General features: G+C 63.9%; 14 protein-coding genes. 11 read left to right on the forward strand and 3 right to left on the reverse strand.

What is annotated here, in order from left to right; translation table 11 throughout:
- Positions 1–146: 146 nt before the first annotated feature.
- Positions 147–2771, forward strand: coding sequence for a leucine--tRNA ligase (gene leuS, locus AC0L2C_RS27485; protein ID WP_473524901.1), 2625 nt, complete (start codon positions 147–149; stop codon positions 2769–2771).
- The gene (locus AC0L2C_RS27490; protein WP_128168587.1) at positions 2758–3345 is read left to right on the forward strand and encodes an LPS assembly lipoprotein LptE; all 588 of its coding nucleotides are present in this window, start codon (positions 2758–2760) and stop codon (positions 3343–3345) included. The genes leuS and AC0L2C_RS27490 overlap by 14 nt, the downstream gene beginning before the upstream one ends.
- A gap of 110 nt (positions 3346–3455) precedes the next feature.
- On the opposite strand, the gene fsa is transcribed toward AC0L2C_RS27490, so the two are convergent.
- A complete protein-coding gene (fsa, locus tag AC0L2C_RS27495; RefSeq protein ID WP_473524902.1) occupies positions 3456–4109 on the reverse strand; it encodes a fructose-6-phosphate aldolase in 654 nt (217 codons plus the stop codon).
- A 188-nt stretch (positions 4110–4297) separates the two neighbouring features.
- Between fsa and AC0L2C_RS27500 the strand changes: the two genes are divergently transcribed.
- Entirely contained in the window at positions 4298–6481 is a 2184-nt protein-coding gene (locus AC0L2C_RS27500) for a primosomal protein N' (protein WP_473524903.1), read from the forward strand.
- A 96-nt stretch (positions 6482–6577) separates the two neighbouring features.
- Here AC0L2C_RS27500 and AC0L2C_RS27505 read toward each other — a convergent pair whose 3' ends face one another.
- Entirely contained in the window at positions 6578–6715 is a 138-nt protein-coding gene (locus tag AC0L2C_RS27505) for a hypothetical protein (RefSeq protein ID WP_288142248.1), read from the reverse strand.
- A 58-nt stretch (positions 6716–6773) separates the two neighbouring features.
- Between AC0L2C_RS27505 and AC0L2C_RS27510 the strand changes: the two genes are divergently transcribed.
- From AC0L2C_RS27510 to AC0L2C_RS27535, 6 genes are all read left to right on the forward strand, one after another.
- Complete coding sequence (locus AC0L2C_RS27510; RefSeq protein ID WP_023800088.1) at positions 6774–7169, forward strand: AGROH133_08824 family phage infection protein; 396 nt, start codon at positions 6774–6776, stop codon at positions 7167–7169.
- 246 nt (positions 7170–7415) lie between these two features.
- Positions 7416–7976 carry a F0F1 ATP synthase subunit delta gene (locus tag AC0L2C_RS27515; RefSeq protein ID WP_023800087.1) on the forward strand — a complete coding sequence of 187 codons (561 nt, stop codon included), beginning with the start codon at positions 7416–7418 and terminating at the stop codon, positions 7974–7976.
- Positions 7976–9505, forward strand: coding sequence for a F0F1 ATP synthase subunit alpha (gene atpA, locus AC0L2C_RS27520; protein WP_023800086.1), 1530 nt, complete (start codon positions 7976–7978; stop codon positions 9503–9505). The genes AC0L2C_RS27515 and atpA overlap by 1 nt, the downstream gene beginning before the upstream one ends.
- Before the next feature lie 34 nt (positions 9506–9539).
- The gene (locus tag AC0L2C_RS27525) at positions 9540–10424 is read left to right on the forward strand and encodes a F0F1 ATP synthase subunit gamma (RefSeq protein ID WP_023800085.1); all 885 of its coding nucleotides are present in this window, start codon (positions 9540–9542) and stop codon (positions 10422–10424) included.
- Between the two features lie 72 nt (positions 10425–10496).
- Entirely contained in the window at positions 10497–12080 is a 1584-nt protein-coding gene (gene atpD / locus AC0L2C_RS27530) for a F0F1 ATP synthase subunit beta (protein WP_287180037.1), read from the forward strand.
- Positions 12081–12195: 115 nt separating this feature from the next.
- The gene (locus AC0L2C_RS27535) at positions 12196–12603 is read left to right on the forward strand and encodes a F0F1 ATP synthase subunit epsilon (protein WP_027154563.1); all 408 of its coding nucleotides are present in this window, start codon (positions 12196–12198) and stop codon (positions 12601–12603) included.
- A 219-nt stretch (positions 12604–12822) separates the two neighbouring features.
- Here AC0L2C_RS27535 and AC0L2C_RS27540 read toward each other — a convergent pair whose 3' ends face one another.
- Positions 12823–14307, reverse strand: coding sequence for a mannitol dehydrogenase family protein (locus AC0L2C_RS27540; RefSeq protein WP_128173609.1), 1485 nt, complete (start codon positions 14305–14307; stop codon positions 12823–12825).
- Between the two features lie 176 nt (positions 14308–14483).
- Between AC0L2C_RS27540 and uxaC the strand changes: the two genes are divergently transcribed.
- Positions 14484–15893 carry a glucuronate isomerase gene (uxaC, locus tag AC0L2C_RS27545; RefSeq protein ID WP_128168581.1) on the forward strand — a complete coding sequence of 470 codons (1410 nt, stop codon included), beginning with the start codon at positions 14484–14486 and terminating at the stop codon, positions 15891–15893.
- Between the two features lie 36 nt (positions 15894–15929).
- Positions 15930–16907 (forward strand): TRAP transporter substrate-binding protein, encoded by a 978-nt coding sequence (locus tag AC0L2C_RS27550; protein WP_287050659.1) that lies wholly within the window; start codon positions 15930–15932, stop codon positions 16905–16907.
- The last annotated feature ends 132 nt before the right edge of the window (positions 16908–17039 follow it).

Consider the following 17039-nt stretch of genomic DNA (forward strand, 5'->3'; position numbering starts at 1 on the left):
GCCTATATCCTGACTCTGGTTTTTGTTCTGGCCGGGGCGTCGCAGTTGACGGGTCCGGCAATCCATGGTGAACACCGCGACGACATTTCCTGAGCCGCCGGGCATGTCCGGCTGTTCGCGCATGCTTTTTAAGTGAAAAACATCCAATGGCAACCGAACGATACAATCCGCGCGCATCAGAGCCCAAATGGCAGAAGGCCTGGGACGCCAAGAAGCTGTTCGAGGCTGACAACGACGACCCGCGTCCGAAATACTACGTGCTCGAGATGTTTCCGTATCCGTCGGGGCGCATCCATATCGGCCATACCCGCAACTACACGATGGGCGACGTGGTGGCGCGCTACAAGCGGGCCAAGGGTTTCAACGTGCTGCACCCGATGGGCTGGGACGCCTTCGGCATGCCGGCCGAGAACGCGGCGATGCAGAACAAGGTCCATCCCAAGGACTGGACCTATCAGAACATTGCCGCCATGCGCGAGCAGCTCAAGGTCATGGGCCTGTCGCTCGACTGGGCGCGCGAATTCGCCACCTGCGATGTCGACTACTACCACCGCCAGCAGATGCTGTTCCTCGATTTCGTCGAGAAGGGGCTGGTGACGCGCAAATCCTCCAAGGTCAACTGGGATCCGGAGGACATGACGGTGCTTGCCAACGAGCAGGTCATCGAGGGACGCGGCTGGCGCTCCGGTGCGCTGGTCGAACAGCGCGAGCTGACGCAGTGGTTCTTCAAGATCACCGACTATGCGCAGGACCTGCTGGACTCGCTGGAGGGCCTCGACGAGTGGCCAGAAAAAGTCAAGCTGATGCAGGCGAACTGGATCGGCCGTTCGGAAGGCCTGCTGATCCGCTGGCCGCTGGCCGCGCCGATTGCTGGCGAGGGTGAGCTGGAGGTCTACACGACGCGGCCTGACACCATCTTCGGCGCCTCCTTCATGGCGGTCGCAGTTGACCATCCACTGGCCAAGAAGGCGGCCGAAGACAATCCGGCGCTGGCCAAGTTCATCGACGAGGTTCGCCACATGGGCACTTCGGTGGCGGCGCTGGATACGGCCGAAAAAAAGGGCATGGATACCGGTATACGAGTCGTCCATCCGTTCGACGCGAACTGGACGCTGCCTGTCTATGTCGCCAATTTCGTGCTGATGGAGTACGGCACCGGCGCCATATTCGGTTGCCCGTCCGGTGACCAGCGCGACCTCGACTTCGCTAACCGATATGGCCTGCCGGTCATTCCGGTGGTGATGCCGGAAGGCGAGATCCAGGGAAACTTCCAGATCATCGACGAGGCCTATGTCGGCGACGGCGTGATGATCAATTCGCGCTTCCTCGACGGCATGAAGCCTGATCAGGCGTTCGACGAAGTGGCCAAGCTGCTGGAACAAAAGACCATCGGCAACCGGCCGATGGCCGAGCGCAAGGTCAACTTCCGCCTGCGCGACTGGGGCATTTCGCGCCAGCGCTACTGGGGCTGCCCGATCCCGATGATCCATTGCGAGGATTGCGGCGTCGTGCCGGTGCCGAAGGCGGACCTGCCGGTCAAGCTTCCCGACGACATCGAATTCGACCGGCCGGGCAATCCGCTCGACCGCCATCCGACCTGGCGGCACGTCAAATGCCCGCAATGCAGCAAGGATGCGCGCCGCGAAACCGACACGATGGACACGTTCGTCGATTCGTCGTGGTATTTCGCGCGCTTCACCGCGCCCCGGGCGAACGACCCAACCGATGCCAAGGCAGCTACCGAATGGCTGCCGGTCGACCAGTATATTGGCGGCATCGAGCACGCCATTTTACACCTGCTCTATTCGCGCTTCTTCACCCGCGCCATGCGTGAGACCGGCCATGTCGACCTCGCCGAGCCGTTCAGGGGTCTGTTCACGCAAGGCATGGTGGTGCACGAGACCTATCGGGTCGGCAGTGGCGGGAACAGCCGCTGGCTTGCGCCCAGCGAGGTGCGGCTGGAGGACGTCGATGGCAAGCGCCGAGCCATAGAAATCGCGACCGGCGAAGAGGCGGTGATCGGCCCGCTCGAAAAAATGTCGAAGTCGAAGAAGAACACGGTGAGCCCCGAAGAGATCACCGACGGCTACGGCGCCGACACCGCGCGCTGGTTCATGCTGTCGGACTCGCCGCCCGAACGTGACGTCGAATGGACCGACGAGGGCGCCGCCGGCGCGCACCGCTTCATCCAGCGTATCTGGCGCCTGGTGTCGACAGCCGCCGAATCGCTCGCCGGAATCCAGCCGGCAGCGGCGCAGCAGGGCGAGGCAGGGACTGTTTCCAAGGCCGCGCACAAGATCCTGAAATCGGTGGGCGAGGACATTGAAAAGCTCGCCTTCAACCGCGCCATCGCCCGCATCTACGAACTCGCCAATGCGCTCAACACGCCGCTCAACGAGGCGGCCGAAGGCAAGGCCGATCCGGCGCTCAAGGCTGCCTGCCGGCAGGCCGTCGACATCCTCGTCCATCTGATTGCGCCGGTCATGCCGCATTTGGCCGAGGAATGCTGGCAGACGCTCGGCGGTACCGATCTGGTCGCCGAACGGCCTTGGCCCGTCTATGATCCGGCGCTTGTCGTCGACAGCGAGATCGTGCTGCCGGTTCAGGTCAACGGCAAGAAGCGCGGCGATTTGACAATTGCCCGCGACGCGGACCAAGGTGCCGTCGAAAAAGCGGTTCTGGCTCTCGACTTCGTGCAGAAAGCGCTTGAAGGTAGGGCACCGCGCAAGGTGATCATCGTCCCGCAGAGGATCGTCAATGTCGTTGCCTGATCCGAGGAAGACAGAAGTGACGCATTTGCTGCGCCGTATAACGCTGTATGGCCTGGTCGCTTCGGTTGCGCTGGTTTCGGCCTGCACGGTGCGCCCGCTCTATTCGAGCGCGCCGCTGTCGGCGGGCTCGCAAGTCGGGGCTGCCGCCGAACTCGGGTCCATCTCGGTCAAACCGGTCAACACCCGTTACGCCCAGCAGGTCCGCAACAATCTGATCTTCGCGCTCGGCCAGGGTGCGGGCGAGCCGGCGTCGCCCGCCTATTCGCTCGATCTCGGCGTTACCGAACTTGTTGAATCCGCTGCAACCGTGCAGATCACGACCGATGACGACGAGCCAACGGCGGGCACGGTGACACTGACCGCGAATTATCTCCTGACCGACGCCAGGACCGGCAAGACCATCGCGACCGGCAAGCGCTCGATAGCGTCGTCCTTCGACAGGCCGCGTCAGGAGTTTGCCTCCTACCGGGCGCAAATCGACGCCGAGAACCGCGCGGCGCGCGAGCTGGCGGATCTGCTGCGCCTGTCGATCGCGCAGGATCTGGTCAAGCACGGCAAGACAGTGGCCGGTTAGAATTTTTCGGCTTGGGCCGAGACGTTCCGGTTACCGCCGAGGCCTAATTGATGGCGCAAAAAAAAAGGCCGATTGGTCGGCCTTTTTTATGTGAACACCGCGTCTTGATTTCAGCCGATTGTCTGGCCGGTCTTGGCCCAGTCGGCGAGGAATTGCTCCAGGCCCTTGTCGGTCAGCGGGTGCTTGACCAGCGCCTTCAGCGTCGCCGGCGGCGCGGTGATGACGTCGGCGCCGATCAGTGCGGCCTGCTTGACATGGTTCACCGTGCGCACCGAGGCGGTCAGGATCTCGGTCTGGAAATCATAATTGTCGTAGATGGTGCGGATATCCGCAATCAGCTCCATGCCGTCCCAGCCGCTGTCGTCGATGCGGCCGACGAAGGGCGAGATGAAGGAGGCACCGGCCTTGGCGGCGAGCAGCGCCTGGGTGGCCGAGAAGCACAGCGTAACATTGACCATGCGGCCGTCCGACCGGATGTCCTTGCAGACCCTCAGGCCGTCGAGCGTCAGCGGCACCTTGATGCAGACATTATCGGCGATCCTTGCCAGGATCTTGGCCTCCGCCATCATGTCCTTGTATTCGGTGGCGACGACTTCGGCCGAGACCGGTCCCTTGACGATCTCGCAGATCTCTCTTGTGACGTCGGCGATCTTGCCGCCGGATTTGAGGATCAGCGAAGGATTGGTGGTGACGCCGTCGAGCAGCCCCAAATCATTCAGTTCACGGATTTCCTTGACATCGGCGGTGTCGACAAAAAATTTCATGACGGTCTCCTGAAGATTTTTATCGCATCGGCCCGAAAATCGAATCGATTTTCGGAAGCACGATGCGAGGTTTAAAGTTCTAGAGCGTACTTTGTGCGTCCGGATGGACGCACGTCGCTCTAGTGCGTGTCATGCACATTTGGGGTCGGACTTTGATCTAGACCAAAGTCGGGGCAAGGTCACGCCTCATGATCGAAGATTCGCCCTTTGTCGCGGCCGCACCGGTGCTGGTGCCGATGCCCGCCGAGCGCCCCTACACCTATGCCGTGCCCGCCGGCATGCGCGTGGTGCCGGGCTCGATCGTGCGCGTTCCGCTCGGCCCGCGCCAGGTCGCCGGCATCGTCTGGGACGGAGCCGTCGAAAAGGTCGATGCCAAAAAACTGCGCCCGATCGAGCAGGTCTTCGACTGCCCGCCCATCGACCGCGCTATGCGCCGCTTCGTCGACTGGATCGCGCAATACACGCTGTCGCCGCCCGGCATGGTGGCGCGTATGCTGCTGCGGGCGCCGGAGGCCTTCGACCCGGAACCGTGGATCGAAGGGCTGCAACGCACCTTGGCCAGACCCGACCGTGTGACGGATGCGAGGATGCGCGTGCTGGAGACAGCCGAAGGCGGGCTCGCCTGGACGCGGTCCGGGCTGGCGCATGCGGCCGGCGTGTCGTCGACGGTGATCGACGGGCTGAAGGCGCAAGGCGTGTTCGAGACCGTCATGATCCCGCCGCGACCGGTGGTCGCAGCACCCGACCCAGGCTACGCCCAGCCATCGCTGATGCCGGACCAGCGCGATGCAGCCGAGATGCTGCGCAGCAATGTCGCGGCCGGCGCATTCGGCGTCACGCTGCTCGACGGGGTGACCGGATCGGGCAAGACCGAGGTCTATTTCGAGGCGGTGTCGGCGGCGCTCGACCGCGGCAAGCAGGTGCTGATCCTGCTGCCGGAGATCGCGCTGACCCACGCCTTCCTCGAGCGCTTCCAGGAACGGTTCGGCGCCAAGCCGGCCGAATGGCACTCGGACCTGCCGCCAAGGATGCGCGAGCGTGTCTGGCGGCAGGTGGCGGAGGGTGGCGTGCGCGTCGTTGCCGGCGCGCGTTCGGCGCTGTTTTTGCCGTTCAGGGAGCTTGGGCTGATCGTCGTCGACGAGGAGCACGACCCTGCCTACAAGCAGGAAGACCGCGTCTTCTACAATGCCCGCGACATGGCGGTGGTGCGCGGCCACATCGGCGGCTTTCCGGTCGTGCTCGTCTCGGCGACACCGTCGGTCGAAAGCCGGGTCAATGCGAGCCAAGGCCGCTATAGCAGGGCGGTGCTTTCGGCGCGCTTTGCCGAGGCGGCGCTTCCCGACCTGAAGACGATCGACATGCGCCGCGCCCCGCCGGCACGCGGCGGCTTCCTGTCGCCGGTGCTGCTTGGCCATATGCGCCAGACACTGGAGAAGAAGGAACAGTCACTGCTGTTCCTCAACCGGCGCGGCTATGCGCCGCTGACGCTGTGCCGGGTCTGCGGCCATCGCTTCGGTTGCCCGGTCTGCTCGGCCTGGCTGGTCGAGCACCGCTTTCGCGGCCAGCTCGTCTGCCACCATTGCGGGCACAATGAACGGCGGCCCGAGGCCTGCCCGGAATGCGGCACGCTCGACCATCTGGTCGCCTGCGGGCCGGGCGTCGAGCGCATCGCCGAAGAGGTCGTCGCGCATTTCCCCGACGCCCGCACCATCGTCCTGTCGTCCGACCTGATGGGCGGCGTGCGGCGGCTGAGGCTGGAGCTTGAAGCCATCGCAAATGGCGAGGCCGACATCGTCATCGGCACGCAGCTCGTCGCCAAGGGCCACAATTTCCCCAACATGACACTGGTTGGCGTGGTCGACGCCGACCTCGGCCTGGCCAATGGCGATCCGCGCGCCGCCGAACGCACCTTCCAGCTACTCAGCCAGGTGACCGGCCGCGCCGGCCGCACCGGCAAGAAGAGCCTTGGCCTGCTGCAGACCTTCCAGCCCGACCACCCGGTCATGCGGGCGATCGTCTCCGGCGACGCCGAGGCTTTTTACGAGCGCGAAATCGCTGAGCGCGAGCGGGCGGTGCTGCCGCCTTTCGGCCGGCTCGCCGGCGTCATCGTCAGTGCTGCGACGCGGGCGGAAGCGGAGGGCCATGCGCGGGGTTTGCGGCGCGCCGCACCTCAGGCCGCCGATCTGTTCGTGCTCGGCCCGGCCGAGGCGCCGCTGTCGCTGATCGGCGGCCGCCATCGCTTTCGCCTGCTGATCCAGGGCGAGCGGCGCGCCGACATGCAAGGGTTCATCCGCACCATGCTGGCCGAGGGACCGAAGCTGCGGGGCTCGGTGCGCGTGCAGGTCGACATCGACCCGCAGAGCTTTTTGTGAGGCGTTTGGAGTTAGTCTAGTCGGCCGCAGGCGGGTCTTGCAATATATTCCAGCACCACACCTCGAGCGCCTCACTCCCTGTGTGGTCTCATGTGGTCATAATGCATAGCGTTCCAAAAAGGAGGAACAGCCCGTCATGAAGCTCTTGGTACGACGCGCATCCATACCGAGGCGGCGGTCGTGTTCGCGTTGAACTGATGCGCGCCCGTAATTCGTGACGCGCATCTGGCGCATGTCTCTTCCTTCGCTAGAATGCCCGAAATTTCGAAACAGCCATTTGCGAGGGGACAGTATGGAATTTGCGTTTCCGTGGCCGATGAGCCAGGGCGAATGGCTGGCGTGGTCGAGCGCCGTCGTGACCTTGCTGTTCGGGCTGATGTTGTTCCTGGCGCCGGCACTGGCTTTCCGGATACTCAGACTGCAGGTCAAGCCCGAAAAGGCGGCGGCGATCGCCGAAGGGCGCGGCAGGATGTCAGGCTTCTATCTCGGCGTCGGCCTGTGCTGCATTCTGCTGGCGCAACCGCTGCTCTACATGGCGCTTGGCTTTTCCTGGCTGTTCACCGCCTTCGGTCGCCTGCTGTCGATGATGTCGGACAGCGCCAACACACCTTTCAACTGGGCGTCCATCGTGGTCGAACTGGTGCTGGCGGCGCTGCCGCTTGCCTTCGCTTTCGGCTTTGTGCCTTGAATCAAAGGCTAATTCGGGACCGGCGGTCGAACCGCGCCGCCGGATGCGACAATAGTGCCTGAAAACCATGCGGGGCGACGCATTGCGGTCTTAAAATGCCTGTGCTAGACGGCAATCGACTTTCGGCCGGGGATAGCGGAAGCCGCGTCTTCGTGCTTGGAAAAATGCAGTAAGGTCAAAGATTTAGCCAGAGTTTTCGCTCGCGCCAATAATCTGCGGCCTGTCAGACAAGAGAAAAGACGGTCCGTGGCCCAATCGTCATCGCCAATCTCAGGTGTCGCAGAGCGCTATGCGGGTTCGCTGTTCGAGCTCGCGCTCCAGGCGAATTCGGTCGGCCAGGTCGAGGCCGACCTCAACAGTTTCGCGGCGATGCTCGAAGGCAGTGCTGATCTGACCCGCCTGATCAACAGCCCGGTGTTCTCCAGCGAGGACCAGGCCAAGGCCATTGCGGCGATCGCCGACAAGGCAGGGATCACCGGCCTCACCGGCAATTTCCTGCGCGTCGTCGCCCAGAACCGCCGTCTGTTCGCCATTCCCGGCATGATCAAGGCATTCCGCCAGATCGCCGCCGAGCATCGTGGCGAGACCGCCGCTGAAGTGACCTCGGCGCATGCGCTGACCGACGCCCAGCAAACCGAGCTGAAGGCGGCGCTGAAAAGCGTTGCCGGCAAGGATGTCGCGATCACCGTGACCGTCGATCCGTCGTTGCTCGGCGGGCTGGTGGTCAAGATAGGCTCGCGCCAGATCGATACGTCGCTCAAAACCAAACTCAATTCGCTCAAGCTTGCACTGAAAGAGGTCGGCTGATGGACATCCGCGCCGCGGAAATTTCCGCAATTCTGAAAGACCAGATCAAGAATTTCGGCAAGGAGGCCGAGGTCTCCGAAGTCGGCCAGGTTCTGTCCGTCGGTGACGGCATCGCCCGCGTCTACGGCCTCGACAATGTCCAGGCCGGCGAGATGGTCGAATTCCCCGGCGGCATCCGCGGCATGGCGCTCAATCTCGAAGCTGACAATGTCGGCGTCGTCATCTTCGGCGCCGACCGAGACATCAAGGAAGGCGATATCGTCAAGCGCACCGGCGCCATCGTCGATACGCCGGTCGGCATGGGCCTGCTCGGCCGCGTCGTCGATGCGCTCGGCAACCCGATCGACGGCAAGGGCCCGATCCAGGCGACCGAGCGCAAGCGCGTCGACGTCAAGGCGCCCGGCATCATTCCGCGCAAATCGGTGAACGAGCCGATGTCGACCGGCCTCAAGGCCATCGATGCGCTGATCCCGGTCGGCCGCGGCCAGCGCGAGCTGGTCATCGGCGATCGCCAGACCGGCAAGACCGCGATCATCCTCGACACAATGCTCAACCAGAAATCGGTGCACGAGCACGGCCCGGAGAAGGAAAAGCTCTACTGCGTCTACGTCGCCGTCGGCCAGAAGCGCTCGACCGTTGCGCAGTTCGTGAAAGTTCTCGAAGAGCGCGGCGCGCTCGATTATTCGATCATCATCGCCGCCACCGCTTCCGATCCGGCGCCGATGCAGTTCCTGGCGCCGTTCACCGCCTGCACGATGGGCGAATATTTCCGCGACAACGGCATGCACGCGCTGATCAGCTATGACGATCTGTCGAAGCAGGCCGTCGCCTATCGCCAGATGTCGCTGCTGCTGCGCCGCCCGCCTGGCCGCGAAGCCTATCCGGGCGACGTCTTCTACCTTCATTCGCGCCTGCTGGAGCGGGCCGCCAAGCTCAATGACGACAATGGCGGCGGCTCGTTGACGGCTCTGCCGATTATCGAGACCCAGGCCAACGACGTGTCGGCCTATATCCCGACCAACGTCATCTCGATCACCGACGGCCAGATCTTCCTGGAAACCAATCTGTTCTTCCAGGGCGTCCGCCCGGCGGTCAATGTCGGCCTGTCGGTGTCGCGCGTCGGCTCCTCGGCGCAGATCAAGGCGATGAAGCAGGTCGCCGGCTCCATCAAGGGCGAGCTCGCGCAGTACCGCGAAATGGCGGCCTTCGCCCAGTTCGGCTCCGACCTCGACGCCGCGACGCAGCGCCTGCTCAACCGCGGTGCACGCCTGACCGAACTCCTGAAGCAGCCGCAGTTCTCGCCGCTCAGGGTCGAAGAACAGGTCGCGGTGATCTTCGCCGGCGTCAACGGCTATCTCGACAAGTTGGCGATCGACCAGGTCAGCAAATTCGAGCATGGCTTGCTCAGCCACATGCGCTCGGCCGGCAAGGAGGTGCTCGACGGCATCCGCAAGGAGAAGGCGCTGTCGGACGATCTGCGCGCCAAGCTGAAGGCGGAGATCGACACCTTCGCCAAGACCTTTGCTTGAACGACGGCCGGACGGACGGGATTAGGTTTGAAGCATGCCTTCACTAAAAGACCTTCGTAACCGTATCGCCTCGGTCAAGGCGACGCAGAAGATCACCAAGGCGATGCAGATGGTCGCCGCGGCGAAGCTGCGCCGCGCGCAGGAGGCGGCGGAAGCAGCGCGCCCCTATTCGGAGCGCATGGGCGCGGTGCTGGCCAACATCACCCAGGCGATCGGCGGCGGCGGCGAGGCCCCGGCGCTGATGACCGGCACCGGCAAGGACGACGTGCATCTGCTCGTCGTCTGCACCGCCGAGCGTGGTCTGTGCGGCGGCTTCAATTCGCAGATCGCACGCCTTGCCCGCGACCACATCCGCAAGCTTTTGGCCGACGGGAAACAGGTCAAGATCATCTGCGTCGGCAAGAAGGGGTTCGACATCCTGCGTCGCGACTATGCGGCGCTGATCCTCGAGCGCGTCGACTTGCGCGAGGTGAAGACGCTGGGCTTCGTCAATGCCGATGGCATTGCCAAGAAGGTCATCCAGCTCTTCAACGAGGGCGGCTTCGACATCTGCACGCTGTTTTACTCGCAGTTCAAATCGGTGATCAGCCAGATCCCGACAACCCAGCAGATCATCCCGGCAGGCGTGCCTACCGCTACCGCCGAAGCGACGGACGGCGGCAGTGCCGTCTATGAATACGAGCCGGAGCCGGGCGAAATCCTCTCCGATCTCATTCCGCGCAACATTTCCGTACAGGTTTTTCGCGCCCTGCTCGAAAACGCCGCCGGCGAGATGGGCGCCAAGATGAGCGCCATGGACAATGCGACGCGCAACGCAGGCGACATGATCAACAAATTGTCGATCACCTACAACCGCCAGCGGCAGGCGCAGATCACCAAGGAATTGATCGAAATCATTTCGGGCGCCGAGGCGCTCTAGGCGCGCTCCCATGAAGGTCGCGACCTTCAGGCGGATCGCGTGAGAAACAAAGAGACGAAAAGGGTAAAGACGATGGCGAAAGCAGCGACCCCCCAGAAGGCGGCCCCGAAGACCGCCGCGACGGCGGCAGCACCGGCAAAGGCTCCGGCAGTGGCAGCGAAGGCGGCTCCGGCCAAGAAGGCGGCAGCGCCCGCCAAGGCTGCCGCGGCGAAGGCGCCGACCGTTGCCATCAACAAGACCGGCTTGGCCGGCAAGGTTCGCCAGGTCATCGGCGCCGTTGTCGACGTGCAGTTCGGCGAACATCTGCCGGCGATCCTGAACGCCCTGGAAACGTCCAATGTCGGCAATCGCCTCGTGCTCGAGGTGGCGCAGCATCTCGGCGAGAACACGGTGCGCTGCATCGCCATGGACTCGACCGAAGGTCTGGTTCGCGGCCAGGACGTCTATGACACCGGCGCGCCGATCACCGTGCCGGTCGGTCCGGGCATGCTCGGCCGCATCATCAACGTCATCGGCGAGCCGGTTGACGAGGCAGGCCCGGTCGACGGCATCGAGATGCGCTCCATCCACCAGCCGGCGCCGACCTATGTCGAGCAGTCGACGGAAGCACAAATCCTGGTCACCGGCATCAAGGTTCTCGACCTGCTGGCACCCTATGCCCGCGGCGGCAAGATCGGCCTGTTCGGCGGCGCCGGCGTCGGCAAGACGGTGCTGATCCAGGAATTGATCAACAACGTCGCCAAGGCGCATGGCGGCTTCTCGGTGTTCGCCGGCGTCGGTGAGCGCACCCGCGAAGGCAACGATCTCTATCACGAGTTCATCGAGTCCGGCGTCAACAAGAAGGGCGGCGGCGAAGGATCCAAGGCGGCGCTGGTCTATGGCCAGATGAACGAGCCGCCGGGCGCACGCGCCCGCGTCGGCCTGACCGGGCTGACAGTTGCCGAATATTTCCGCGACCAGGGCCAGGACGTGCTGTTCTTCGTCGACAACATCTTCCGCTTCACGCAGGCGGGCTCCGAAGTGTCGGCGCTGCTCGGCCGTATCCCCTCGGCCGTGGGCTATCAGCCGACGCTGGCCACCGACATGGGCGCGCTGCAGGAGCGCATCACGACGACGACCAAGGGCTCGATCACCTCGGTGCAGGCTATCTACGTGCCGGCCGACGATCTAACCGACCCAGCGCCGGCGACCTCGTTCGCCCACCTTGACGCGACGACCGTGCTCAACCGCGCGATCTCGGAAAAGGGCATCTATCCGGCCGTCGATCCGCTCGATTCGACCTCGCGCATGCTCGACCCGATGGTCGTCGGCGAAGAGCACTACCAGGTCGCCCGCCAGGTGCAGTCGATCCTGCAGCGCTACAAGTCGCTGCAGGACATCATCGCCATCCTGGGCATGGACGAGCTGTCGGAAGAGGACAAGCAGACGGTGGCCCGCGCCCGCAAGATCGAGCGCTTCCTGTCGCAGCCCTTCTTCGTCGCCGAAGTGTTCACCGGCGCGCCGGGCAAGCTGGTCGATCTCGCCGACACTATCAAGGGCTTCAAGGGCCTCTGCAACGGCGACTACGACCACCTGCCGGAAGCCGCCTTCTACATGGTCGGCGGCATCGAAGAAGCGGTCGAGAAGGCACAGCGCCTGGCGGCCGAAGCGGCGTGATTGGTGAATGGTCAATAGTGAATTGTGAATGGGGAGCAGCGGACAGGAAATCGAGGCTGAGTGAAGGTCTTTCGGACCATTCACCATTCACCATTCACCATTCGCTGAGTTGATCATGCCTGAAGCTTTCAAATTCGAACTGGTCTCGCCGGAGCGCCTGCTGGTTTCCGAGCAGGTCGAATCCGTCGTCATTCCCGGCGCCGAAGGCGAAATGACCGTCATGGCCCATCACGCGCCGGTCATGACCACGATCAAGCCCGGCGTCGTCACGGTGAAGACCGCAGAAGGCAAGGCAGAGCGCTACGTCGTGTTCGGCGGCTTTGCCGACATTGTTCCGGCCGGCTGCACGCTGCTGGCCGAATCGGCTGTAGCCGTCGGCGACATCGACCGCGCCGACCTCGCCCGCCGTATCCAGGAAGCCAGGGAAGACGTCGCCGACGCCAAGGACGACGAGACGCGCAGTAAGGCCGAGCAGTTCCTTAGCCAGCTCACCACACTCGAAGGCGCGATTTTGCCGGCATAGGGCGGGGCGCCCTCTTGCCTTCTCCCCTTGTGGGAGAAGGTGGATTGGCGTGCAGCGCCAAGACGGAAGAGGGGTGTTGGACGGAGTGCTGTCGGCGCCAAGCTGGAGCACCCCTCATTCGACCTCGCTTCGCGAGGCCACCTTCTCCCACAAGGGGAGAAGGTAAGTGCCTCAGCCCGTTCGCGATCTACCGCGCGCATGGCGCGTTGCAGGCCGGCCTCAGAGCTTTTCGCCCTCAATGCCCAGCGCTGTGAAAGCAGCAGCCACGCCGCCCTGGCGCAGGCGTTCGAGATGGGCGGCCGCGAGGTCGATCAGCGTCAGGCGCTCGGCACCGCCCTTGGCGAAGCCGGCCAGGTCGAACACCGCCACCACCGCTTCGCCAGCCGACAGATGCCGAGTGTCGAGTGCGGCCAAAGCCAAGTCGAGCGGGTCGGTGAAGTGGTTTTCCGGCAAGGCTTTGCCGCGCGCCTCGCAAGCCGCGATCCAGGCGGCCACCACCAGCATCAGATAGGCGGGCGGGGCACCGTTACTCATCCGCTCCATTGCCGAGGCAATGATGCGCTGAGGCAGTTTCTGGCTGCCATCATTGGCGATCTGCGCCGTCCGATGGGCGAGCGCGGTGTTCGAATAACGCTTGGCGAGCTGGGCCGTGTAGTCGGTCGTGTCGAGCCCGGCGTCTTTCGGCAGTGTCGTGATCGCCTCGGCCCACAATCCGTCAACGAATTGCCGGATCGCCGGATCGGCGAAGGCGCGGTCGACCGTCTCATAGCCGCTGAGCAGGCCAAGATAGGCGATCGCCGAATGCGAGCCGTTGAGCAGGCGCAGTTTCATGTCCTCGAACGGCCCGACGTCACCGACCATGGTGACGCCGAACCTTTCCCAGGCCGGCCTGCCCGCCGGGAAATCGTCTTCGACCACCCATTGGCAGAACGGCTCGGTCATGACAGGCCAGGCGTCGACGACGCCGAGCTGGCCCGATATCCGTGCCCGGTCGGCATCGGTGGTCGCCGGCACGATGCGATCGACCATGCTCGACGGAAATGCCACCTCGTCAGCGATGTGGCGGGCGAGATCGGTACCGCGCAAAGCGCCGAATTCGACCAGCAGCCGGCGCAGCGTGGCGCCATTGGCAGGGAGATTGTCGCAGCACAGCACGGTGAATGGCTGGATACCGGCGACGCGGCGGCGCGCAAGCGATTCGGCCAGAAAACCATGCGCCGTCCGCGGCATTTGCGGGTTGGCTAAATCGTGGACGATGTCGGGATGGGCTGTGTCCAATCCGCCACCCGCCGCCCTGAGATAGGCTTTTTCGGTGATCGTCAGTGTGACGATGGCGGTGCGCGGATCAGTCAGCGCGGCCAGCACCGCACCGGGATCTTCCGGCGCCACCAGCATCGACAGGATCGAGCCGACGACGCGCAGGCTTTCGCTGTCGCTGCTCCTGACCGCCAGCGTGTAAAGTCCGTCCTGCGGCGCCAGCGCGTCGCGTGTGTCGGCGCTTCGCAGCGAGACGCCGACAATGCCCCAATCCGTCTCTCCTGCCTCCAGGCAGTCGTCGACATAGGCTGCCTGATGGGCGCGGTGGAATGCGCCGACGCCGAGATGGACGATGCCGGGTACGACACGGTTGCGGTCGTATCCGGGGACCGCGACCGAAGCCGGCAATGCCTGCCGCGTGCTGTTGGAAAGGCGTCTGTCTGTCATCGTGCGATGCGTCTGATCGAGCTCGTGCCGGGCGTGGCCAGCATGCGGCGTAACATCCGTTTCGTTCCCGCACAATGGGCTGACGGCGCGTTAAAGTCATCATACAACAATCTATTTTTTGTATGTTGACATTATTTCTTTCCGATCCTACCGATGGCCGGGTTGGGAGGAACGACGTGGCCGCATTGACCGATCCGGATCTGCTGTTTCCCTCGGAGGCGCGTCCGCTGTCGCTCGCCCGCGATCTCTACGCCGCTGTCAAGGATCTGCCGATCGTCAGCCCGCACGGTCACACCGATCCGCGCTGGTATGCGCTCAACGAGGCGTTTTCCGATCCAGCGCAATTGCTTGTTGTGCCGGACCATTACATCTTCCGCATGCTGTTCAGCCAGGGCGTCCGGCTCGAGGATCTCGGCGTGCCAACGCTCGACGGCTCACCGGTGGAGACCGACGGCAGGACGATCTGGCGCCGCTTCGCCGAGCACTATTATCTGTTCCGCGGCACGCCGACGCGGTTATGGCTCGACCATGTGCTTGCCTACCTGTTCGGCATCGAAGAGCCGCTGACGGCCGCAACCGCCGACGCCCACTACGACACGATCTCGACCTTGCTGCAGTGGGAGAATTTTCGCCCGCGAGCCCTGTTCGAGCGCTTCAACATTGAGGTCATCGCGACGACCGAAGGCGCGCTCGACGATCTCAGATGGCACCAGATGATCCGCGACAGCGGCTGGGAGGGCCGCGTCGTCACCGCCTATCGGCCGGACGCCGTCGTCGATCCCGATTTCGAAGGCTTTTCTGCCAATCTCGATCGGCTCGGCGACATCACCGGCTGCGACACCGGCAGCTGGGCCGGCTATCTCGATGCGCATCGCCAGAGAAGGGCCTTCTTCAAAAGTTTTGGCGCGACCGCGTCGGATCACGGCCATCCGACAGCGGAGACCGCCAATCTGTCGGATGCCGCCGCGCAGGAGCTGTTCAACCGCATCCGCCGGGGCTCGGACGACGAGCGTGAGCGAAAACTGTTTCGCGCCCAGATGGTGACCGAGATGGCCAAGATGAGCCGCGACGATGGGCTCGTCCTGCAGATCCATCCCGGCTCCTGGCGCGATCATTCGCCTGCCGTCTTCCACAAGTTCGGCAGGGACAAGGGTTTCGATATCCCGACCAGAACCGACTATGTGACGGCGCTGAAGCCGCTGCTCGATTGCGTCGGGCTGGAGCGCGACGTCACCGTCATCCTCTTCACGCTCGATGAGACCAGCTATGCGCGCGAACTGGCGCCGCTCGCCGGCGTCTATCCGGCGCTGAAGCTCGGGCCGGCCTGGTGGTTCCACGACAGCCCGGAGGGCATGCGCCGGTTCCGCGAGATGACCACCGAGACAGCCGGCTTCTACAACACCGTCGGCTTCAACGACGACACCCGCGCCTTTCCATCCATCCCGGCTCGCCACGATGTGGCGCGTCGGGTCGATTGCGCCTTTCTTGCGCGTCTCGTCGCCGAGCACCGGCTCCGCGAGGACGAGGCGCACGAGTTGGCGCAGGAACTTGCCTATACGCTCGCGAAAAAGGCGTACCGGCTCTAACGGCGCTTGCCGCCATCGTTCAAACGGGAGGAACCAATGCTGCATTTTTCTAGACTGGCGGGAGCTACGCTACTGGCCGCCGCACTGATGGCCGGAACGGCAAGCGCCCAGACGGTCCTGCGCTCGTCCGACACGCACCCGGACGGCTATCCGACGGTCGAGGCTGTCAAATATTTTGGCGAGCTGGTGAAGGAGCGTACGGCCGGCCGCTATTCGGTCGATGTCTATCATTCCGCGCAACTCGGCGAGGAAAAGGACACGATCGAGCAGGTGCGCTCCGGCGTGATCGACCTCAACCGCGTCTCGATGGCGCCGTTCAACGGACTCATCCCCGAAACCACCGTGCCCTCGCTGCCCTACATCTTCCGCTCGGAAGACCATATGCACAAGGTCATGGACGGACCAGTCGGCGACCAGATCGCGGCGGCGTTCGAACAGGTCGGGCTGGTGCTGCTCGCCTTTTATGACGGCGGCGCGCGCTCCTTCTACAATTCGAAGAAGCCGATCAACACTGTAGCCGATATGGCCGGCTTGAAATTCCGCGTCATCCAGTCCGACATCTTCGTCGACATGGTGGCCGCACTCGGCGCCAACGCGACGCCGATGCCGTATGGCGAGGTGTATTCGGCGATCGAAACCGGGGTCATCGACGGCGCGGAGAACAATTTTCCGAGCTACGACACCGCTAAGCATGCGGAAGTCGCCAAGCACTATTCGCTCGACGAGCACACGATGGTGCCGGAAGCCTTTGTCATGGCGAAGTCGAGCTGGGACAAGCTGACGCCGGAAGACCAGGCGATCTTCAAAGCGGCCGCCAAGGAAAGCGTCGCCAAGCAGCGTGAGCTGTGGGCCGCCAAGGTCAAGGAATCGCGTGCCAAGGTCGAGGCGGCCGGTTCGCAGATCACGACGCCGGACAAGCAGCCCTTCATCGACGCGATGGGACCGGTCTACGAAAAGCACGTCAAGGACGACAAGCTGAAGGCGATGGTCGAAGCCATCAGGGCCGTGCAGTGATCAGCGGCGGCGCGGGGCTTACCCGCCCCCCCCCATTGGGGGAGAACCACTGAACACCAGCGCAGAACAGAGACCCGCCCAGGGCGGCAAACCCCGCGGGGTTTTGCCCGGCAGCCCCGCGGGGCGGTGGGT

The sequence above is a fragment of the Mesorhizobium sp. WSM4845 genome (assembly GCF_055811455.1).